General features: G+C 58.3%; 14 protein-coding genes and 1 pseudogene. 6 read left to right on the plus strand and 9 right to left on the minus strand.

All coding sequences use genetic code 11. From position 1 onward, the window contains the following. Positions 1 to 15: 15 nt before the first annotated feature. Together metH and ACLIIZ_RS00315 are read left to right on the plus strand one after the other, a co-directional pair. The gene (metH, locus tag ACLIIZ_RS00310; protein WP_416690686.1) at positions 16 to 3,675 is read left to right on the plus strand and encodes a methionine synthase; all 3,660 of its coding nucleotides are present in this window, start codon (positions 16 to 18) and stop codon (positions 3,673 to 3,675) included. Between the two features lie 12 nt (positions 3,676 to 3,687). Further along, complete coding sequence (locus ACLIIZ_RS00315) at positions 3,688 to 3,927, plus strand: DUF3079 domain-containing protein (protein ID WP_416690117.1); 240 nt, start codon at positions 3,688 to 3,690, stop codon at positions 3,925 to 3,927. 23 nt (positions 3,928 to 3,950) lie between these two features. Here the strand turns inward: ACLIIZ_RS00315 and rsgA are convergent, their stop codons facing one another. Next, complete coding sequence (rsgA, locus tag ACLIIZ_RS00320) at positions 3,951 to 5,069, minus strand: ribosome small subunit-dependent GTPase A (RefSeq protein ID WP_416690119.1); 1,119 nt, start codon at positions 5,067 to 5,069, stop codon at positions 3,951 to 3,953. A 391-nt stretch (positions 5,070 to 5,460) separates the two neighbouring features. Here rsgA and ACLIIZ_RS00325 point away from each other — a divergent pair, with 391 nt between their 5' ends. Continuing rightward, entirely contained in the window at positions 5,461 to 6,711 is a 1,251-nt protein-coding gene (locus ACLIIZ_RS00325) for a hypothetical protein (RefSeq protein WP_416690120.1), read from the plus strand. Between the two features lie 129 nt (positions 6,712 to 6,840). Here the strand turns inward: ACLIIZ_RS00325 and ACLIIZ_RS00330 are convergent, their stop codons facing one another. After that, positions 6,841 to 7,449 carry an ORF6N domain-containing protein gene (locus ACLIIZ_RS00330; RefSeq protein WP_416690122.1) on the minus strand — a complete coding sequence of 203 codons (609 nt, stop codon included), beginning with the start codon at positions 7,447 to 7,449 and terminating at the stop codon, positions 6,841 to 6,843. Positions 7,450 to 7,652: 203 nt separating this feature from the next. On the opposite strand from ACLIIZ_RS00330, the gene ACLIIZ_RS00335 reads away from it, so the two are divergent. Then, positions 7,653 to 8,147: a MarR family transcriptional regulator gene (locus ACLIIZ_RS00335; protein WP_416690123.1), complete on the plus strand. Its 495-nt coding sequence runs from the start codon at positions 7,653 to 7,655 to the stop codon at positions 8,145 to 8,147. A 326-nt stretch (positions 8,148 to 8,473) separates the two neighbouring features. Here the strand turns inward: ACLIIZ_RS00335 and ACLIIZ_RS00340 are convergent. Then, positions 8,474 to 8,638: pseudogene (locus tag ACLIIZ_RS00340) on the minus strand (integrase core domain-containing protein); the annotation flags it as partial. 765 nt (positions 8,639 to 9,403) lie between these two features. Further along, positions 9,404 to 11,401, minus strand: coding sequence for a methyl-accepting chemotaxis protein (locus tag ACLIIZ_RS00345; protein ID WP_416690125.1), 1,998 nt, complete (start codon positions 11,399 to 11,401; stop codon positions 9,404 to 9,406). Between the two features lie 216 nt (positions 11,402 to 11,617). On the opposite strand from ACLIIZ_RS00345, the gene ACLIIZ_RS00350 reads away from it, so the two are divergent. Next, entirely contained in the window at positions 11,618 to 12,232 is a 615-nt protein-coding gene (locus ACLIIZ_RS00350; RefSeq protein WP_416690127.1) for a tyrosine-type recombinase/integrase, read from the plus strand. 172 nt (positions 12,233 to 12,404) lie between these two features. Continuing rightward, positions 12,405 to 14,675 (plus strand): PhnD/SsuA/transferrin family substrate-binding protein, encoded by a 2,271-nt coding sequence (locus ACLIIZ_RS00355; protein ID WP_416690128.1) that lies wholly within the window; start codon positions 12,405 to 12,407, stop codon positions 14,673 to 14,675. A gap of 89 nt (positions 14,676 to 14,764) precedes the next feature. Here the strand turns inward: ACLIIZ_RS00355 and ACLIIZ_RS00360 are convergent, their stop codons facing one another. The 5 genes from ACLIIZ_RS00360 to ACLIIZ_RS00380 form a co-directional block, all read right to left on the minus strand. Beyond that, positions 14,765 to 15,016: a hypothetical protein gene (locus tag ACLIIZ_RS00360; protein ID WP_416690130.1), complete on the minus strand. Its 252-nt coding sequence runs from the start codon at positions 15,014 to 15,016 to the stop codon at positions 14,765 to 14,767. Positions 15,017 to 15,113: 97 nt separating this feature from the next. Continuing rightward, positions 15,114 to 16,619: an efflux transporter outer membrane subunit gene (locus ACLIIZ_RS00365; protein WP_022675481.1), complete on the minus strand. Its 1,506-nt coding sequence runs from the start codon at positions 16,617 to 16,619 to the stop codon at positions 15,114 to 15,116. Between the two features lie 10 nt (positions 16,620 to 16,629). Further along, positions 16,630 to 17,760, minus strand: coding sequence for an ABC transporter permease (locus ACLIIZ_RS00370; RefSeq protein ID WP_240189486.1), 1,131 nt, complete (start codon positions 17,758 to 17,760; stop codon positions 16,630 to 16,632). Beyond that, on the minus strand, positions 17,757 to 18,917 hold the full coding sequence (locus ACLIIZ_RS00375; RefSeq protein WP_074246031.1) for an ABC transporter permease: 1,161 nt from the start codon (positions 18,915 to 18,917) through the stop codon (positions 17,757 to 17,759). The genes ACLIIZ_RS00370 and ACLIIZ_RS00375 overlap by 4 nt, the downstream gene beginning before the upstream one ends. Next, positions 18,917 to 20,686, minus strand: a complete 1,770-nt coding sequence (locus ACLIIZ_RS00380; RefSeq protein WP_031347191.1) for an ATP-binding cassette domain-containing protein — start codon at positions 20,684 to 20,686, stop codon at positions 18,917 to 18,919. The genes ACLIIZ_RS00375 and ACLIIZ_RS00380 overlap by 1 nt, the downstream gene beginning before the upstream one ends. Positions 20,687 to 20,691 lie beyond the last annotated feature (5 nt).

Consider the following 20,691-nt stretch of genomic DNA (forward strand, 5'->3'; position numbering starts at 1 on the left):
CCGAGGTAATCCATGATCCAGCCCGACCGCTCCAACGAACTCCACGCCCTGCTCGAACAACGCCTACTCGTCCTCGACGGCGCCATGGGCACGATGATCCAGCGCCACGGCCTGCAGGAAAAGGACTACCGCGGTGAGCGCTTCAAGGATCACCCGCACGACCTCAAGGGCAACAACGACCTGCTGGTGCTGACCCGCCCGGACATCATCGGCGGCATCCACCGCGAGTACCTGGAAGCCGGCGCCGACATCCTGGAAACCTGCACCTTCAATTCGACCGCCGTCTCGCAGGCCGACTACAACCTGACCGAACTGGTCTACGAGCTGAACTTCGAAGGCGCCGCACTGGCCCGCCGCCTGTGCGACGAATTCACCGCCCACAACCCGGCCAAGCCGCGCTTCGTCGCCGGCGTCCTCGGCCCGACTTCGCGCACCGCGTCGATCTCGCCCGACGTCAACGACCCCGGCTACCGCAACGTCACTTTCGACGAACTGGTCGCCAACTACGTCGAAGCGACCACCGGCCTGATCGAGGGCGGCGCCGACATCCTGCTCGTCGAAACCGTCTTCGACACGCTCAATGCCAAGGCCGCGCTGTTCGCCATCGAGAAGTACTTCGACATCGCCGGCCGCCGCTGGCCGGTGATGATCTCGGGCACGATCACCGACGCTTCCGGGCGCACGTTGTCCGGGCAGACCGCCGAGGCTTTCTGGAATTCGCTGCGCCACGTCCAGCCGCTTTCCTTCGGCCTCAACTGCGCGCTCGGCGCCAGCGAACTGCGCCAGTACGTCGAGGAACTGTCGCGCGTCTGCGACTGCTACGTCTCGGCCCACCCGAACGCCGGGCTGCCCAATGCCTTCGGCGGCTACGACGAAACCCCGGAACAACTGGCCGACGAGATCGCCGGCTGGGCCGAGCGCGGCATCGTGAACATCGTCGGCGGCTGCTGCGGCACCTCGCCCGATCACATCCGCGCCATCGCGCAAAGGGTGGCTACGCTCACCCCGCGCCAGAAACCGGTGATCGCACCGGCGCTGCGCCTGTCCGGGCTGGAAGCCTTCAACGTCACCGCCGACTCGCTCTACGTCAACGTCGGCGAACGCACCAACGTCACCGGCTCGCGCGCCTTCGCGCGGATGATCCTCGAAGGCCGCTTCGACGATGCGCTGGCCGTCGCCCGCCAGCAGGTCGAGAACGGCGCCCAGGTGATCGACATCAACATGGACGAGGCGATGCTCGATTCGCTCGCCGCGATGGACAAGTTCCTCAAGCTGATCGCCTCGGAACCGGACATTTCGCGCGTGCCGATCATGATCGACTCGTCGAAGTGGGAAGTGATCGAAGCCGGCCTCAAATGCATCCAGGGCAAGGGCATCGTCAATTCGATCTCGATGAAGGAAGGCGAAGCCAGGTTCCTGGAACAGGCCAAGCTCGCCCGCCGCTACGGCGCCGCGGTGATCGTCATGGCCTTCGACGAAAAAGGTCAGGCCGACACCTACGAACGCAAGATCGAGATTTGCGGCAAGGCCTACGAACTGCTCACCGGCATGGGTTTCCCGGCCGAAGACATCATCTTCGACCCGAACATCTTCGCCATCGCCACCGGCATCCCGGAACACGACAACTACGCTGTCGATTTCATCGAGTCGGTGCGCTGGATCAAGGAAAACCTGCCGCACGCGCACATTTCCGGCGGCGTTTCCAACGTTTCCTTCAGCTTCCGCGGCAACGACCCGGTGCGCGAGGCGATCCACACCGTCTTCCTCTATCACGCCATTAAAAACGGCATGACCATGGGCATCGTCAACGCCGGCATGCTCGGCGTGTACGACGACCTGGCGCCGGAACTGCGGGCCAAGGTCGAGGACGTGGTTTTGAACAAGAACCCCGGTGCCGGCGAGGCGCTGGTCGATTTCGCGCAAACGGTCAAGGAAGGCAAGGCCAAGGACGCCGGCCCGGACCTCTCCTGGCGCGAGCAGTCGGTCGAAAAACGCCTCGAACATGCGCTGATCAAGGGCATCACCGATTTCGTCGTGGCCGATACCGAGGAAGTCCGCGTCAAGCTGGAAAGCGAAGGCAAGCCGCCGCTGGCGGTCATCGAAGGCCCGCTGATGAGCGGCATGAACGTCGTCGGCGACCTGTTCGGCGCCGGCAAGATGTTCCTGCCGCAGGTGGTCAAATCGGCGCGCGTCATGAAGCAGGCGGTCGCCCACCTGCTGCCCTACATCGAAGCCGAAAAGGCCCGCACCGGCCTCGGCTCCAAGGGCAAGATCCTCATGGCCACGGTCAAGGGTGACGTGCACGACATCGGCAAGAACATCGTCGGCGTGGTGCTCGGCTGCAACGGCTACGACGTCATCGACCTCGGCGTCATGGTGCCTTGCGACAACATCCTCAAGGCGGCGCTCGAACACAAGGTGGACATCATCGGCCTGTCCGGCCTAATCACTCCGTCGCTGGAAGAAATGGCGCACGTCGCCGGCGAGATGAAGCGCCTCGGCATGAACCAGCCGCTGCTGATCGGCGGCGCGACGACCAGCCGCGCCCACACGGCGATCAAGATCGCCACCAATACCGACAGCCCGGTGGTCTACGTACCGGACGCCTCGCGCGCCGTCGGCGTCGCCACCAAGCTGCTGTCGACCGACCAGAAGGCCGGCTACGTCGCCGAAATCGCCGCCGAATACGAAACCGTGCGCGCCGAACACGCTGGCCGCAAGGGCGCCACGCTGGTCAGCCTGGAAGAAGCCCGCGCCAACCGTTTCACATGGAACGAGCAGCACACGCCGGTCAAACCGGCGCAACTCGGCCGCCAGACGCTGGACATCCCGCTTGCCGACCTCGTCCCCTATATCGACTGGTCGCCGTTCTTCCAGAGCTGGGACCTGGCCGGCCGCTACCCGGCCATCCTCAACAACGACGTGGTCGGCGAAACCGCCCGCCATCTGTTCCACGACGCGCAGGCGATGCTGGCGAAAATCGTCGCCGAAAAATGGCTGACCGCCAGAGCCGTGTTCGGCCTTTACCCGGCCCGCGGCGAGAACGAGGACATCGTTCTCTACACCGACGACTCGCGCCGAGTCGAGGCCGCCCGCTGGGTCGGCCTGCGCCAGCAGATCAAGCAACCGGCCGGGCGTTTCAACACCGCACTGGCCGATTTCGTCGGTGAGCAGGATTACGCCGGCGCCTTCGCCGTCACCGCCGGCCTCGGCATAGCCGAGCGCGTCGCCGCCTTCGAAGCCGCCCACGACGACTACTCGGCGATCATGCTCAAGGCCCTGGCCGACCGCTTCGCCGAGGCCGCTGCCGAATGGCTGCACGCGCAAGTACGCACTCACTACTGGGGCTACGCCAAGGACGAAAAGCTGGACAACGACGCGCTGATCGCCGAAGCCTATACCGGCATCCGCCCCGCCCCCGGCTACCCAGCCTGCCCGGACCACACCGCCAAGCGCGAACTGTTCGCCCTGCTCGACGCGCCGGCGATCGGCATGGGCCTGACCGAATCCTGCGCCATGACCCCAGCCGCCGCCGTCTCCGGTTTCTACATCGGCCACCCGGGCGCCAAGTACTTCGCCATCCCGAAGATCGGCCGCGATCAACTGGAAGACTGGGCGACGCGCAAGGGCATGGACGTCAAGGAAGCCGAACGCTGGCTGGCGCCGCTGCTGTAATGAGGGGGAGCGATGGCCAAGCGCTTCCCGCTCCACCCCAAGCACCCCGAGCGCATCTGCTGGGGCTGCGACAAATACTGTGCGGCCCGCGACCTGCAATGCGGCAACGGCTCCGGCCGCACCATGCACCCCGCCGAAATGCTCGGCGACGACTGGTACACCTGGGGCGACTGGGGCATCGAGCCGGACGAAAACGATCCGTCAGCGGCGGCAAGGCCGCTGACGGCTGCTGAGGACAAGGCGGACAAGTAGTCCGCCTTTGCTCCCATCAGACCTCAATACTCGTGCCGCCGCCCCCTGGCCTTGCCGGCGGCGCGCACCAGCTTGCCGAAGGCCCGATCCTTGTCGCGTTTCTCGTGCAGGGACATCTCGTGAAACGCCGATTCCCGCAGCAGCTTCTGGTAGTTGCGGAAGTGCTCGGCGTCCACTTCGCCCTCGGCGATGGCGCGCTGGATGGCACAACCCGGCTCGCGCTCGTGCGTGCAGTCGGCGAAGCGGCAATCGCGCGCCAGCGCCCGGATGTCGGCAAAGCTGTCGGCGATGCCCTCGCTGACATCGAGCATGCCCAGTTCGCGCATGCCCGGCATGTCGATCAGGCTGGCACCGCCCGGCAACGGGATGAGCTGGCGGCGCGTCGTCGTGTGCCGGCCTTCGCCGGACTGGCTGACCGCGCCGGTTGCCAAACCTTCATCGCCCAGCAGACGATTGACCAGCGTCGTCTTGCCGACCCCGGACGAACCGAGCAGGCAGCAGGTCTGGCCGGGCTGGATCAGCTCGCGGATCGCCGCTATGCCCTCGCCGCTGACGTTGCTCAGCGCGACGATGCGGGTGACTATACCGGCCTGGCGGATCTGCGCGATGAGCTGCTCCAGCTCCGCCGTGGCGATCAGGTCAGTCTTGGTCAGCACGACGACGGGCTCGATCCCTCCCTCGCTGGTCAGCACCAGGTAACGCTCCAGCCGGCGCACATTGAAATCGAAGTGGCAGGACTGGACGATGAAGGCCAGGTCGATATTGGCAGCGATCATCTGGAACTCGACCGCGCTGCCCGGCCGCTTGCGGCGCAGGAAGGAGCGGCGCGGCAGCACCGCCAGGATGCTGGCGTGGGCCCCGTCATCCTGCATCCTGACCCGCAGCCAGTCGCCCACACAGGGCAGGTCGATGGCGGAAACACTGGTATAGACCGCCCGGCCGCTGAGCCGGGCCGGGATTTCGCCGGTAGCGACACGGATCAGATACTGGTCGCGGTCGACCGCCGTCACCCGGGCAATCGCCTCGTCCGGGCCGCAAGGCACGGCGGGCGGCGTAGCGGTCTCCCGGCAGTCGGTGGCAGAAAAAGTGGATTGGTCGGCCGGCGCGGACAAAGGCGCGGCCATCGGTTTGGAAATGCTCATGTTGGTCTTCCATTGGCGTCATCTGAACGAACAGAAACGGCAAACCACCTGCGGGTGGTCTGCCCGGTCTTTCGATCCCGATAACCTCAATCCCCTGCGGCAGCAGGGAAAGGGGTTACCGGATGACGGCAAGCTCCAACATCCAAACCTCTATCAAGTCAGGCGCGCCAAAACGGACAACGCCGGGCGATGGTAGCCAGGGGGCGGGGGGAAGGCAATGAAGCTGAACAAGCTGGCGCGGTCCGATAGCATGATGTCCGCAAAATTACGACACAAGCGTCCATACTCACCACCCCGTCATTCTCCTTGGCAGATTCAAGGTAGTCTTCTGTTGGGGTGAACTGATTCGTCAATGACCTGTATCGGCGATACACAAAACAGCATTCAACCAATGAGCGACCAACTTCTCCGCGCAAAGCACCCAGAACTGTGGGCTACAGCGGTCCGCTATCCGGCCGGACTTTCGGCGTTGACCGTCCCAGGTGAAATCCGTCATACCCTACTGGTCAAGCTTCCCCATCAATTCCTGCTGACGGCACGAATGAACCGAGGGTTCAAAGTCTATGTGAGCCCAATCCAGCTTGGTGAAATTTCCACAATCGGATTGGTATCCGCTTTCATGGACGACGATGACTGCCCTTTGACCGTTTGGACCTCGCTCGACCCTGGCCTGGACAGTCAAGCGCTGTTGCGAGCATTTAGGTCCGGCTATATCAACGTCAGAATGATTGACGAGCACGACCGTGAAATTCTTGCTTACCAAGCAACGGTCAAAGTCCCACTTGAATCGCGCGTCCGGATGGACGTAGCCAAGTTCTATAAGGCCACTCATGATTTGGAACACGCGATGGCTGAATTTGGGGCAACCTGGTTCAGTACGCGCATTACCGAAGATGACCAACAAGCAATCTCTGTAAGATTCGACGCCCCCATTTATGCCGAAGACCGAAAGTTCAAAGACGAACGCCCGGAACTATTCAGATTCCATGGCTCTACTGGCTTTACAGAGGTATCACTTGTAAAGCTTGAGCCAGGCCAGTTCCAAGAGGTAGACATCATCCTCCTGCTGCAACGCATATTCAGTCCCGAGCAAATTTATCACTCACCCCGACGCGTAAACGATGGCGAAGAAATCTGCGATGTCTTGGTAATAACAGATGACTTCTGTCTCATCGTTCAAGCCAAGGATTATCCCAACACCGAAGTAATGCTGGCCAAATCCTTGAAGCGAAAGCGCGCAAAGGCAAAAAGTCAGCTACATGAAGGATGCAACCAAGTCGCAGGCGCTATTGGCTACTTCCGCAGAGTTCGCCCTCTTCGTTTCACCATTGACGACAGCGAGCTGGAAATTGACATGGGGCACAGAGACATTTTGAGCCTGGTTATCGTTCGAGAACGATTTGACTACGACTTTAAGGACTACAGCACCCGGCTTATGGCGTTGCACCAAAAAATCAACCTACCGTGTCTTGGGATTGGATACGGAGAGCTCATTCAGCTCTGCACCTACTGCGAGGGGCAGGAAGGGCTACGGAGCGCTTACATGCAGCTCTTCTACGATGCCCTCGATACAGGCATCTTTAAACGGATGCGTTTTGGAATCCGAGACCTCTTTAACGCCGACGGCGAATTCAGATTCTAGCGAGCCAATCGCCGGTTTGTTCCAATCGCTGCCAGAAGGAGACCGACACAAGAGTTGGAAGCAAAACGAGCCGCGAGCAACAACCGACCCGAGGCGGGAATCGTTCCTGGCGAAATTGATCGCCAGCGATCATCCACGCCTTTCTTTGACCGCTTTCGGCTTTCCGGCTTCGTCTGCTGGCTGCACGAAGCCGATGGGCCGCTTGCTGGGTTCCGGCGGGGTCATCAACTGACGAATCGCCTCAAACACCTGCTTGAGCTGAGCGCGGGTGGTGTGTGCGAAGTTGTCCTGCTGGAGGGCCAGGGCTTCGGCTTTTTCCTCCAGTTCATTGAGGCGCTCGGCCAGTTCGCCGTGGGTATTGGCCAATTCGCGGACACGCACGAAGGTGCGCATGATCTCGATGTTGATCGCTATGGCACGCGGGCTGTTCAGCACCGACGAGAGCATGGCGACGCCTTGTTCGGTAAAGGCATATGGTGCCGTTCGGCGACCGCCCCGCCTGCCGTTTGAGATCACAATTTGTGATCTCAAAGCCGTAAGCTCATGATTTTCCAGATTAAACATGAAGTCTTCGGGAAAGCGCTCCCGGTTGCGCTTTACCGCCTGAACCAGCACCCGGGTTTCGACACCATAGAGTTCTGCGAGATCGCTATCGAGCATCACCCGCTGCCCCCGCAAGACAAAAATCCGGCTATCGATCAGCGCTTGCACGGGCTCGCGTGCTTGTTCCTGGCTCATTGCACTTCCTCCTGTCAGAAGTTGCAGGACTGGCCTGCCCATGATTCAGCATCGCGCAGAATATACCAACCGCATTTTCAGAACATCCCAATCACGGCGGTTTGTCGGAAGAAGATGGCTTTGCCAGCCAGGATTTCGTGACGCCTGGCCATTGGCTGTCTAGAATAGCTATTCGTTTATTTATTCATTGATCTATTCAAATCATGTCGCGGCACGCCGACGCCATTCGCCTGCTGCTCGCTCAAGGACCCTTGAGCGCGCGGCAACTCGTTGAAAAGACGGGGATCAGCCAGCCGACGGTGTCGCGGGCGCTGGCGGTGCTGGCTGACGAGGTGGTTCGTATTGGTGCCGGGCCGGCTATTCAGTACGCGCTGCGCGATGCCGGCCGGGCGGCAGTCGCTGCGCCGGTGTTCCGGGTCAGCGACGAGGGGCAGATTCGTGAGCTGGGCCGGCTGCAGCCGGTGCGGCCGTCTGGGTTCGTCATGCTGCAGGCCGATGGCGTCACACTGCACAGCGACGGCCTGCCCTGGTGGCTGTTCGACATGCGGCCGCAGGGCTATCTCGGCCGCGCCTACGCGGCGGCCCACGCGGCCGGCCTCGGCCTGCCGAATAACCCGGAGCAGTGGAACGACACCGACATCCTGCAGGTGTGTATGCCAGTGAATATGAGCAAGCCTCCCGGCGTAATGAGCACGTAGTCCGTTGCTCATGAGCGTTGCTAATGCACAGAGCAACCCCACCAATGCTTCTGAATTTTAAAATATTTTTATTTGCGCACTTATAAAATGAACTCTCCGTGGTCTCGGATCGGCGAAGCCGAACGAGCCAGGCGCCAAGCGAAGCGCGGCAGTAGTCGAAGGAAGCGGGAAATTAGGGACTCGTCCCAACCAGAACCGGTCAAACCCCAAGCTTCTAACCGGGATGTTCAAGGGACCGCTCAACTCTGAATGCAGCCGGATAGTGAGGCTGCACCGGTTTTCGTACCAGTCTTAACTGGAAATTTCCGGCTCTTGAGGCTGCACTGCTAAAGACACTCCTCGACGGCCGGTTGGTCGGAACGTGTTGTCCGATGCTTGGCCGCAAATTCCGCCGGAGTTTGGTAACCCAGCGCACTGTGTGGCCGATGCTGGTTGTAGTCCCGGCGCCAGACAGCGATCAGGATACGAGCCTCGTCCAGACTCGTAAAATACCAGTCGTATTGTGTGATTATTGCCAGCGCGTTTAGATCAGCAGATCCCTAAGTCACGCTCCGGCCATGTTGATGTTCAGGAAGCAGCCGTAGCCAAGGAATAGCTGGTATCAGGCTGAGCAACTGGCTCATGTCGGCCACAACCGGACTTTCCACCTTTTCTGATTGCAGTAATTTAACGGGCAGCTCCACTCTGAAAGCTGCCGGATCGCCAATTCGTGCTCCTCGGCCAAAACGGCCATTGGCCCTTCGGCCGGTGTCAGGCAGCAATCAGGCGCAGACCTGCCGTTCAGTGCCTGATGACCTCGAACGTCTGCTTCCACATCCGGTGAATACGTGCTCCCGACCCTGAGCGGTCTTACGCAACGTCCCATGCTCTACGACCGGTCACTGAGCGAAACGAACCCTCGTAACGACTGCTTGACAACAAGTGCTCGGCCTGAAGGTCATTGGAGGTCTGCGTCCTAAGCGGCAGCAGTAATGCGTATTGCAGCCGTAGGATAACTTTCGAGGAAAAAGACTGGGCCCAAAAGTACTGGCGACCGATTTCTCACATGTCGAACTCACACTATCGCGCCAGAATAGTTGTTCATGTTTTTCCCATTGTCGTCGGTAATGCTGCGGTAGCAGTCGTAGAGTTTGAACGGGCGTCCGTCAAGCCCTCCCGACCCACACAGGACTGACGAACGCCTAAATGAGGTGCGCCGGCCAATGCTAACATTGAAGCAATGTCAGCACTGAAAGCCTGCGCCGCACTACAGTCGGTTATCTGATCTGAAACCGGGAAGCTGATTGGCGCAAGGCTTCGGAGAGCATCTGAAGCTGATCAGCGGAGGACACAACATCACATATCGCGGCATAGTTTCGCTCCGACATCTGGGCGATGTTTTCGACACTCTTGGCGATCTCATTATTTGCATAGCTTTGCTCGCGTAGCGAGGTAGAAATGCTATCGATTGCCGCCAGAACACTGTCGGTACTGCCATGAATGGTCGCCATCGAGTTCCCGGTATTGCCGACAAGTTCCATGCCCACATTGACCATGACTGTTCCCTGCGCCATGCTTTCCACCGCCTGCATCGTACCGGTACGAATCGCTTCGATCATCGCGGCGATATCCTGGGTGGACAGTTTCGTGCGTTCTGCCAGCTTTCGCACCTCGTCGGCAACCACGGCGAAGCCGCGCCCTTGCTCTCCCGCTCTTGCGGCTTCTATGGCTGCATTGAGCGCCAGAAGATTGGTTTGATCGGCAATTTCCTTGATGACATTGACAATATCGGCAATTTTGTGGGATTGGTCGTCAAGCGTTTGCATGAAGATAGATGACTGATTGACGTTTTCGACGATTTTGTTCATTTCAGCTATGGTTTTTTGGGCAAAATGCTCCCCTTCCTCTGCCATATGCTTTGAATCAATGGCGCTCTTGTTTACGTCTGCAGTGTTGTCCGATATGTGGCTGATGCTAACGGTCATCTCTTCAACAGTCGCCGCGACAGTCGCTGCTGCGTCTGTCTGCTGGTTGGTTGCATCCTGCACCTGATGCGATGAGGCCGACAACTGCTTAGCGAATCCGGCCAACTGAACCGTTGCTACGACGATTTGTTCGACCATCTCACGCAGCCCGTCCTGCATCGATTTCATGGAAGCCAGCAGGCTTGCCGTGTCGTTGGGCTGGAGGTTGATGGCTGTTGACAGATCACCTTTGGCTATTCTCTGGGCAACCTTGGCGGCGTACTCGGGCTCCCCGCCCAAGGTTTTTAGCAGATTGCGTACAATCGCAAAGCAAATCCACAGGGTCAGACCGACAGCTACCAGAAGCAGACTGGCGTACGACACAAATGCATCACGATCTGCATCCAGATTGGCGCTGATTTCCTGCTGGATGTCCTTGGTGTAGCTTTCCTCCACCGTCCTCAGCAGGTCAATCTTGGCCGTGATTTTGTCGAACCATTCCTCAGAGGAATAGGCAAGCTCGGCGTTCGCTCCCTTGTCACTGACCATCTGTTCGATGGTGCCCACTTCCTTGACAACCGGCTCGGCCAGTTTGGCACGCAGCAGCTTTTCCTGATCCGGCGTGGCGTAACCGATGGCCAAGCGCAAATAGGTCGCCTGTTCGTTGATCAAACTCTGGAACGTGCTGAATTGTGCTGAAGTCAGGCGCCCGGCGCTGAAGCCGCCGGCCACCAGCGCTCGCTCCTGCCCGTTGCGTTCCTTCAGGAACAACAGAGCCTGCTTGGCATTCGACAGGCGTGACAGTTTCGACGACGGCATCTGGTTCCCGGTACGCAACGCGATTTCCAGCAGTTGCGAAATCGTCTCGCTGTAGAAGCGGAATGACTCTCCAGGCTCGAGCGAAAGACGTGATATTTGCTCGCGCTTTTTTACGAGTTCGGAAAAAGGTTCATTCGCCGCGTCCAGAAGCTTGATATAACGCGGTCCGACCGTTGTTCGGTCAATGCGGCGAATGCTATCCGTCAGACGAGTGATGGCCGCATCAGAAGTTTTGCGTTGCGCCATCAGGTTCTCGGCAAATTTGCTGCCCTTGCTATTGAGAAAGCCGGAGCTCATGCCCCGCTCCTTCTGCAATTCATGCGCCGTTTCGCCCAAATCGACCACGAGGCCGACCAGAGTTTCGGCTTGGACACGAGACTGATAATCCGAGTATTTCTCCCAAGCACGACTTATGCCAAGGATCAACATGACCGTAATCGGCACAGTAGAGATCAGCAACAATCGGCTTTTTAGGCTCAGTTTTTCAAACATTTCAGCTCCACTAATTGTTTATTAGAACAACAAAATTCAAATCAATGAGTGTGGTTAGAGCAGCTTTCGGAGTTAAGCCGCCGCTTGAACGGCGGCTATTCCCCTCTGGCGACCGGCCGCTTGTGGCCGGCAGCACCCATAGTTCATCTTACCCGTAACCTGCCATACCTGCTCTCGCCGAACAATCAGACTCCGATCAACAACAAGGAGTCTGTGATGGAAACCTCTCAGAAACGCGAAGCATGGAACAAGGGCAAGCTCGTCGGTCAAAAGCCACCCCTCAAGCCCAAGGACATCTGGGCCATCCGCATTTACTTACAGAACGCCCATGCGGTGAGGGATTTGGCGATGTTCAACCTGGCTATCGACAGCAAACTGCGTGGCTGCGATCTTGTCAGCCTGCACGTGCGCGACGTTATCCACGGGAATCAGGTTCTACCCCGAGCCATGATTATCCAGAGGAAGACACAGCGGCCAGTGCAGTTTGAACTGACGGAACCGACCAGGTCGGCGGTATCAGCCTGGCTGGAGAAGTCTCACCTGCGTGGCGATCAGTACCTCTTCCCGAGCCGTGTTGCGAGTTCGCCACATGTCTCGACGCGCCAGTATGCTCGGATTGTTCATCACTGGGTCAAGGCCGCCGGGCTTGATTCCTCAGCCTATGGAACCCACTCCATGCGGCGAACCAAGGCAACCCTGATCTACAAGCGCACGAAGAACCTGAGGGCCGTTCAGCTGTTGCTTGGCCATTCCAAGCTGGAAAGCACCGTCCGATACCTTGGCATCGAGGTCGATGATGCTTTGGAAATCTCGGAGCAGACCGAAATCTAGCCTCCCGGCGCCTTGCGGCTGCACGGGCTTTGCCGTGTGGCCGCTTTCTGGCATCATTTTGCAGGCGTGCTGCCGGCCAACTGCTGCCGTTGCCTGTCAGGAATCGTCGGGCAGAATTGAACCTGAAGTTGACCTTCGCAAGTATGTACCATAAGCCTCCTAAGACCGTAGAATGCAAAGCATGTTGTTGGGGATGCGTTTTTGGCCACTTTTCCTGATCTGGTTCGTATTGCCAGTATGGGCCAGCGACACCCTTGTTCTGGGTGTGTTTGCCTATCGCCCCAAGGAAATTCTTCAGGAACGCTACCAGCCACTCGCAAACCACCTGGGCGAGCAACTTGGTGATACCAAAGTTGAATTACGTGTTCTTAATCAAGATGAAATCGAAGCTGCCATGGCAGCAGGTGAGCTCGATCTCATCTTCACCAACCCAAGCCACTACATTGTCGTTCGCAATGAATTCAAACTGACGGGGGCGTTGGCCACCCTCATCAGAAATGAAAGCGGAAAGCAGACCAGTCATCTCGGTGGCGTGATCGTGACACGCGCCGGCAATAACCAAATAAAAAGCCTTGAAGATCTCAAGGGCAAAACGCTGATTCTGCCAGGTACCAAGTATTTGGGCGGCTACCAAACCCAGGCCTTTGAATTGCTAGAAGCAGGCATCGATTTGCCACAAGACGCAGACCTGAAGAACGTTGGAAGCCACGACAAAGTCATCGAAACGATTCTCTCCGATGAAGGCGACGCGGGTTTTGTGCGTACTGGCTTAATTGAGCAGCTAACGCAAGAAGGCAAATTGGATCCGGCGCGCTTGAAGATCATCAATCAGCAGCATTACCCAGACTTTCCCTACCTGGTGTCAACCCGTCTTTATCCTGAGTGGGCATTCGTTGCGCTTCCCAAGATCGGCCGGGATCGAATCCGAAAAATCGGCGCTGCGCTACTGACGCTTGAAGCCAGTCACCCAGTGATCTTGGCCGCAGGGATTGGCGGATTTGAGCCTCCTCAAGACTATTTGCCGGTGGAGAACATCATGCGCAGCCTGCGTTCGCCGCCATTCGATAAAGTGGGGCCTATCACCTTAAGTGATATCTGGAAGCAGCATCGCCTGACCGTTCAAGTGTTGTTTGCTGCCTTTGCACTGGTCAGTATGCTGTTGATAGCACTCTGGCGTCGCAACCGATTGATCGAGCGATTGCGCCATGCCGTCGAGGTGCAGCGTGACGGTCTAGAAGACATGGTTCAGGCAAGAACACAAGCCCTCTCCATTGCCAAGGAAGAGGCAGAGACTGCCAACCGTGCCAAGTCGGCATTTCTGGCCACGATGAGCCATGAACTGCGTACCCCTCTGAACGGCATAATGGGAATGGTTGGCCTGGTCCAGCGCAAGATTGAGGATCCTGCCCTGAAGGAGCGGCTACGCAAGGCTGATAAGGCATCGCAGAATCTAATGGCCATCATCAATGACGTGCTGGACCTCTCCAAAATTGAGGCAGACCGACTCACACTGGAGCACATTGACTTTCCGTTGGGGGAAGTTGTCGAAAACGTCCATAGCCTGATCCTACCCAAGGCACTCGAAAAGCAGCTTGATCTGAAAGTGATCCTTCCTGCCGACCTGGCCTCGCTTCATGTGCAGGGCGATCCGATGCGACTGGGCCAAGTCTTATTGAATCTGCTCAGCAATGCAGTGAAATTCACTGCACATGGGAGGATTAATCTGGCCGCCACGGTTGAGGACAACAATGCAGCAACCGTCACGCTACGGTTCATCGTCACCGATCAGGGGATCGGCATTCCCAAAGAGGATCAGCAAAGAATATTCAATGCCTTTGAGCAAGCGGATATGACCACGACCCGCAAGCACGGGGGTACGGGGCTCGGCCTGGCAATCTGCAAGCGCCTCATAAAGGAGATGAAGGGGGACATCGGCATCGATAGCACACCGGGGCAAGGCAGTACGTTCTGGTTCACGGTCCGATTGGATAAAAGCGCATTACCCCCTGAGGATCTGCACAAGGCTACAGGCATCGTGGCCGAGAATGAAATTAAGGCCCGTTACGCTGGACACAAAGTGCTGCTGGTCGAAGATGAGCCAATCAACCAGGAAGTCAGCCTTGGTTTGCTCGAAGAGGTTGGATTACAAGTCGATCTGGCTACGGATGGTATCGAGGCGGTGGATCTTGTAGTGACCCGCAGTTACTCCCTCGTGCTAATGGACATGCTGATGCCTCGTATGGGTGGCATTGAAGCTACGCAAGCAATTCGCAAATCACACACTGCCGAAGCATTACCCATTATTGCCATGACCGCCAATGCATTTGCGGATGATCGCCGACAGTGCCAAGAAGCGGGTATGAATGACTTCATCGCCAAGCCCGTCAACCCAGACGTAATGTACGCGACACTTTTGAGATGGTTGGCACGGCGCGAGGTGTAAATAAAGACTCTATTGTCGTTTCGACTTCAGCATTCTCTACTGCTGCTTTGAGGCGGGAGCGCCAGTTCGCCAGAGAAGGAAGCTGCCGTTCAGCCCTGCTGAGTCGCCAATGACAGCAACCCGCGCAACACCGGCCCTACAGCCTGGCCGACCTCAATGACCGGACTGGCCGACGAGCACGTATTGGCCATCCGGCAGCTTTCAGACTTATCTAGACCTTCGAGTGACTGCTTCGGAAAGCGGGCGACCGGCTGTTCGTGGCCGACAGCACGTATTCCACCCCTCTGCCCGATAGCTGCCGTTGCGTTTTCTGTATGGCAGGTTTGGAGAAGGAACTTCATCAGGCTCTTCCCGGCCACAAGCGGCCAGTAGGCTTCGCCCTAAAGCTGTCATTTGAACGGCTGCTTTCTTAGTTTCTGCCTCCACCCAAGCGGAGCATCAGTCAGCAGTTTCAGCCACTCCACCACCCAGTGCTCGGTATATTGCAATGAAGCGAAGCTGCGTGCGCCCCTGGCTTGCAACAACGTCACGCCTTGCTTGAATGTCGGTACGCTGAGCGTCGATAACATTGAGGTAATCGACCAACCCGGCACGCTCCCGAGCTTGTGCCAACTGATAGACATCAGCACTGCTTTGAGCCTTAACAAGAAGGCGCTGTTGCCGTTCCTGTTCTGCTGCATAGGACGTCAATGCATCGTCAACTTCCTGCCAAGCCCTCAATACCGTCCGTTGAAATTCGATAGCAGCTTCCTGCTGGCGCAGTTCTCGAAGCGTCACGGTGGCACGACGGCGGCCACCATCGAAAATCGGCAAATCCAAACTCGGACCGATAGACCAGAAGCGGCTACCCCAATCACCAAACTTGCCAGCTTCGTAGGAATCCAAACCGAAGCGAAGACCAAGGCGAACACTAGGATAAAGCTGGGCCTGGGCTTCGCCTATCGCCGCAGTTGCCTGATGTAAGCGCGCTTCGGCCGCACGAATGTCAGGGCGTCGACCGGCCAACTCAGATGGCACGCCGAGCTTGTATTGAGGCAACACCATTGCCGCGGCAGGAGCACTCTCGGCGGCCAGCTCTTTGGCCAAATCACCGGGGCGCAGCCCGAGAAGCAGGCAAATACGGTTCTTGGACTGTGCCTCCTGTTCAAGTAGCGGGGGCATCTGTGCCTCAAGGTCAGCCAGTTGCAGCCGCTGGCGCTCAAGGTCCAAATCGTTGGCGAGTCCATGCTTGCTCCTGGACTCCATCATAGATGTCCGCTCGCGCAGGGCCGTGATGTCGTCCCGCGTCAATTTCAACAGGCGTTGCGTTGTGCGCAGGTCGATATAGGCCATCGCCAAGTCGCTGGAGATGACGAGTCTGGTCTGGTCAAGTAATGCCAACGAATTGGCGATGTCTGCATCAGCAGCCTCAACCGCTCGGCGCACACGTCCCCACAGGTCAATTTCCCAAGACGCATCGAATCCGCCTTGGTAGGAGGTGTAAGGCTCGGATAGTGATTTGGCAACCGCATCCCGATTATTCGGCGCCATTACGTCCAGCACCCGGTCCCCCGCCGCGTATTCGCTCTGCCGCTGGCGAATTGCGCCACCCTGGAGTTTGACTTCGGGGACTTGCTGGCTAGCAGTGACACTCCTCTGAGAGCGTGCCTGTTCATAGTGAAGCATTGCAGTCTTCAAGTCTGGGCTGGACTCAAGCACGCGGGTTTCCAACTGGTCCAGCACGGAATCCTGAAATGCAGCCCACCACTTATGCTCGGGGGCTCCCTGCATCCCCTCGTTCCTGGGCAATTCTTTGCTCGAGCTCGACCATAAAGACCAAGTGGCCGGAGACAAAAGCTCAGGTGCCTTATAGTCAGGGCCAACGGCTGCACATGCCGACAATAGAATGCTCGTGCTCAGGAGCCACAGCGACCGATGCACACGCAAGGTTAAGGTGTTCTTCATTGCATTCCCCTTAGGTCAGCCGATTTCGGAAAAGCCATGCGGCAACGGGAAGCGTTATCGCGGCTATCACCAGCATCGGGACAAAATCCATTCCTACGTCCTGCCAACCAGCACCCTCCAGATAGACCCGGCGAACCAGGTCGATGGCGAATCGCAACGGGTCGGCGTAAGTCAGAATCTGTAGTGCGGTAGGCATGTTGCCAACGGGCGTGACGAGCCCGGACAACAGGATGAGCGGCATGATGAGTACGAAGGCGTAAACCATTGCCTGGTGCATATTCAGGGACAGCGCCGAGATGGAGAGACCAATACCAACGCAGGCCGTTGTAAAGGCGACAAGCCCCACATAGAGCACAACCAAGGACCCCTGGAACGGAATCCGGAACCAGAACAGCGCCACGCAGAAAACCAGGCTTGCCTGCACCAGTCCGATAGTGATGGCCGGCGACGCCTTGCCAATCAAAATCTCCATGGGTCGCAGTGGCGTCACGAGCAGTTGGTCGAACGTGCCCTGTTCACGCTCACGGGCCACCGACAATGCGGCCAACAGCAAAGTTTGAATCATGCTCAGGGAAGCAATCAGGGCGGGAACGATGTTCCACCGAGATTCCAGGTTGGGATTGAACCAGGCTCGGATTTCAATGTTGACGGGTGGACGTACCGCGTTGGGTAGTGAAGCGTTGAATTGGCCAATCAGGGTGCTCAGGTGGCCAGCCGCCATATTGGCAGTGGTCGAGTTACGCCCATCGAGAATGAGCTGAACAGGTGCGCTACCCGTTGATGCTAGTTTCGCGTCGAAGTCGGGCGCGAAGTGGAGAACCAGCAGCGCCTCGCCATTGTCGATAGCACGAGCAATATCGCTTGAATTGCGCAGCGTCGCCGCCCGTACAAAGACCTTTGAGCCCTCCAGACGAGCCAGCAGATTTGTCGAGGCTGCGCCATGACTCTCATTTAGAACGGCGTATCGCACATGATTGAGGTCGTAGGTGGCCGCGTAACCGAAGACCAGCGACTGGATAACAATCGGGACGATGAGAATTACCCGGATGGCGGGGTCCTTCAAAATCGCCAAGACTTCCTTGCGGAACAGGAAGGAGATTCGGCGAAGAGAACCAGTAATGGATTCGAGCAGAGTCATCATCGGTCCAATGTCTTCTTGGTTCGTAGACGCGCGCCCGTGATGAGCACGGCAAACTGCACGACAAGGATTGTCCAGTCGCGCACGATTAGGTTGAGGTTGTCGCCGGCCAGGAAGCTCATGCGCGCCAGTTCAACGTAGTAGGTTGCAGGCAGGATGGACGCGACCTTCTGGATGCCGGTCGGTACGTTGTGCAGGTCAAACAGGAAGCCGGAGAGCATCAGGGCCGGCAGGAAGGTAATGATGACGGCGACCTGGCTTGCAAGAAACTGATTGCGGGCGGCCGCTGAAATCAACAACCCCAGACTCAGTGCGACCATCAGATAAAGCATTGAACTGACCATCAGCACCCAGAGCGAACCGTGAAGCGGCACATGGAACAACCCCCGGGCGGCGACCAGGCAGAGCGTCAGCCCTCCCATACCCACCGCGAAGTACGGGATGATTTTGGCGAGCAGTATTTCGAGGGAACGCACCGGGGTGACGAAAAGGGCCTCCATCGTTCCGCGCTCCCATTCCCGGGCGATGACCATCGAGGTTAGGAATCCGCCAACCAGGGTCATGATGAGGACTATCAGCCCAGGAACCAGATACCAGGTGCTCGAATTGGCCGAGTTGAACCAGAGACGGTCAACAAGCTCCACGCCTGGAGCAGCACTGACCCTGCCGGCGCTATCGGCGCGGCGCTTGTTCCATCCATCAATGGCTGCGGACACATAACCACGAAGACTGGCGGCCGTCGCTGCATCCGTTCCATGGACGACAAGCTGTACCGTTCCTCGGCCCTGAGCCAGTTGCCGAGAAAAGTCGGAGGGGATGCGGACAATGCCGTCGACCTGGCGGCCACGCATCAGGGCTTCCGCCTCGGCCATCGTCGTGACGTAACGAGGGGCGATGTAGTCCGAGCCACGCAATCCCGCCACAACATCGCGCGCCATGGGCGCGCCATCTTCTAGGACGATGGCGACTGGCGCATTCCGAATATCGAGCGAGAGACCGTACCCGAAGAGCAGTATCAGTGCGATGGGCAGGAAGATACCTATCGCCAGGTTGCTCTTGTCGCGTATCAGCTGGCGAAACTCCTTGATGGTGAGCGCCCTGAGCCGTCGCCAAAAATGACTCAAGTTTCGTGGGAGCCAAGTCGATTGGGTTTGCATCATCAGGCCTCCACCGCATTGAAGCCGGTCTGCCTGCTTTCGCGCGCCTTCTTGATAATCTCCAGGAACGCCTCATTCATGTTCGCCGCACCAGAAGCCTGGCTGCGAACTTCGTGAGGTGTTCCAATCGCCAGCAAGCGCCCGGCATCCTGGATGACGATGCGGTCGCAATACTCAGCTTCCTCCATGAAGTGCGTCGTCACGATGATGGTGGTGCCTTCGGCAGCAAGCGTCGTGATGCGCCGCCAGAAAGCGCGACGAGCGAGTGGGTCGATGCCACTTGTAGGCTCGTCGAGAAAGAGAATCTCGGGGCGATGTATCAGGGCCGTGGCCATGGCCAGCCGCTGTTTGAAACCGCCGGGAAGCTCACCGCTTCGTTCGTCTTTCTTTTCCCGCAGCTGAAATTCGTCTAGCGCTCGCTCTACCTGGGCATACAGCTCCTGTCTGCCCAAGCCATAGGCGCCTCCGAAGAACGTGAGGTTTTCGGTGACGGACAGATTTCCATACAGGGCAAACTTCTGGGAGACATAGCCGATGCGAGCGCGAGCAGGTGCTCGGGCGGTTCTCAGGTTGAAACCCGCCACCTCGAGGAAGCCACTGGTCGCCGGGAGCAGGCCGCAAAGCATGCGGAATGTGGTCGTCTTCCCCGCGCCATTGGGCCCGAGTAGACCGAAGATTTCGCCTCGGCGAACGCTGAACGAGGTACTGGCAACCGCTGTAAAGCTGCCAAATTGGCGAACCAGGTCGCGGACCTTGATTAACTCGATTGGGTCCTTCGTGTCGAGCTGTACAGACGAATTCTTGGTCTCAACCGCATCCTCGTGGCCGTCCTGGGTCGCACGCTCGCGCAGGAGGGTCATCACTCCATCTTCGAGGCGGGAGGGAGTGGCCTCGCATCGAGCTCCCAGAAGTATTCCTTCAAGGTCACGAGGCTCCGTGCCCCCAGCCTGGATAAAGCGCACCGCGCCGCTTTCCGGCACAGCATCGAGAACATGCCTCTTATCGTCGATAAGTCTCGCCTGTAGCGTCCTGGCCAACTCACCTTCCCGCGGATAGGCAACAAAGCAACGGCCCTTGGCCGGCCGGCACAGTTCATCCGGTGTGCCCTGGGCTAGCACTTGCCCTTCAGTCATTACGATGACGTGCTTACAACGCTCTGCTTCGTCCATGTAAGCCGTGCTCACAATCACCGGAAGACCTTCTTCCTCGACTAGCTGCTGCACGATGCGCCACAACTCACGGCGGGAGAGCGGGTCAACGCCGACGGTCGGTTCGTCGAGAAGAAGTAGCCGGGGGGAACGTACCAGCGTGCAGGCCAACCCAAGCTTTTGCTTCATGCCGCCCGATAGATTTCCTGCCAGGCGATTGGTGAATGCGGCCATGTCTGTCATGGACAGCATGCGGTCAAAGCGTTCTCGACGCTCATCCATTGGTACGCCGTGCAGGTCGGCATAGAGATTAAGGTTCTCCATGACGCTCAGGTCTTCATAGAGGCCAAAGCGTTGAGGCATGTAGCTGATGAGGTCTTGTACCTCCTGGGGCTTGGCGGCCACATCAATGCCCAGTGTGTAGAGGCTCCCTGAATCCGGCTTCATCAGACCAGCGATTAACCGTATGAGTGTGGTCTTGCCCGCGCCATCAGGCCCCACGAGGGCGGTGAGCTGCCCTTTGGGAATCGAGAGGGTGATGCCGTTCAATGCCGGCCCGCCAACCGCTCCTTTGAAGCGTTTGACGACATCCTTTGCATCAACGGTGAGAGCAGTTGTGGTCATGATTT

Source organism: Azonexus caeni, from assembly GCF_048146105.1.
Taxonomy (GTDB): Bacteria; Pseudomonadota; Gammaproteobacteria; order Burkholderiales; family Rhodocyclaceae; genus Azonexus; species Azonexus aromaticus_B.

Excerpts from the sequence above, each read along its gene's own strand:
- ACLIIZ_RS00315 (WP_416690117.1), top strand. The coding sequence starts at position 3,688 with ATGGCCAAGCGCTTCCCGCTCCACCCCAAGCACCCCGAGCGCATCTGC.
- rsgA (WP_416690119.1), bottom strand. The coding sequence starts at position 5,069 with ATGAGCATTTCCAAACCGATGGCCGCGCCTTTGTCCGCGCCGGCCGAC.
- ACLIIZ_RS00325 (WP_416690120.1), top strand. The coding sequence starts at position 5,461 with ATGAGCGACCAACTTCTCCGCGCAAAGCACCCAGAACTGTGGGCTACA.
- ACLIIZ_RS00330 (WP_416690122.1), bottom strand. The coding sequence starts at position 7,449 with ATGAGCCAGGAACAAGCACGCGAGCCCGTGCAAGCGCTGATCGATAGC.
- ACLIIZ_RS00335 (WP_416690123.1), top strand. The coding sequence starts at position 7,653 with ATGTCGCGGCACGCCGACGCCATTCGCCTGCTGCTCGCTCAAGGACCC.
- ACLIIZ_RS00345 (WP_416690125.1), bottom strand. The coding sequence starts at position 11,401 with ATGTTTGAAAAACTGAGCCTAAAAAGCCGATTGTTGCTGATCTCTACT.
- ACLIIZ_RS00350 (WP_416690127.1), top strand. The coding sequence starts at position 11,618 with ATGGAAACCTCTCAGAAACGCGAAGCATGGAACAAGGGCAAGCTCGTC.
- ACLIIZ_RS00355 (WP_416690128.1), top strand. The coding sequence starts at position 12,405 with ATGCAAAGCATGTTGTTGGGGATGCGTTTTTGGCCACTTTTCCTGATC.
- ACLIIZ_RS00360 (WP_416690130.1), bottom strand. The coding sequence starts at position 15,016 with ATGAAGTTCCTTCTCCAAACCTGCCATACAGAAAACGCAACGGCAGCT.
- ACLIIZ_RS00365 (WP_022675481.1), bottom strand. The coding sequence starts at position 16,619 with ATGAAGAACACCTTAACCTTGCGTGTGCATCGGTCGCTGTGGCTCCTG.
- ACLIIZ_RS00370 (WP_240189486.1), bottom strand. The coding sequence starts at position 17,760 with ATGATGACTCTGCTCGAATCCATTACTGGTTCTCTTCGCCGAATCTCC.
- ACLIIZ_RS00375 (WP_074246031.1), bottom strand. The coding sequence starts at position 18,917 with ATGATGCAAACCCAATCGACTTGGCTCCCACGAAACTTGAGTCATTTT.
- ACLIIZ_RS00380 (WP_031347191.1), bottom strand. The coding sequence starts at position 20,686 with ATGACCACAACTGCTCTCACCGTTGATGCAAAGGATGTCGTCAAACGC.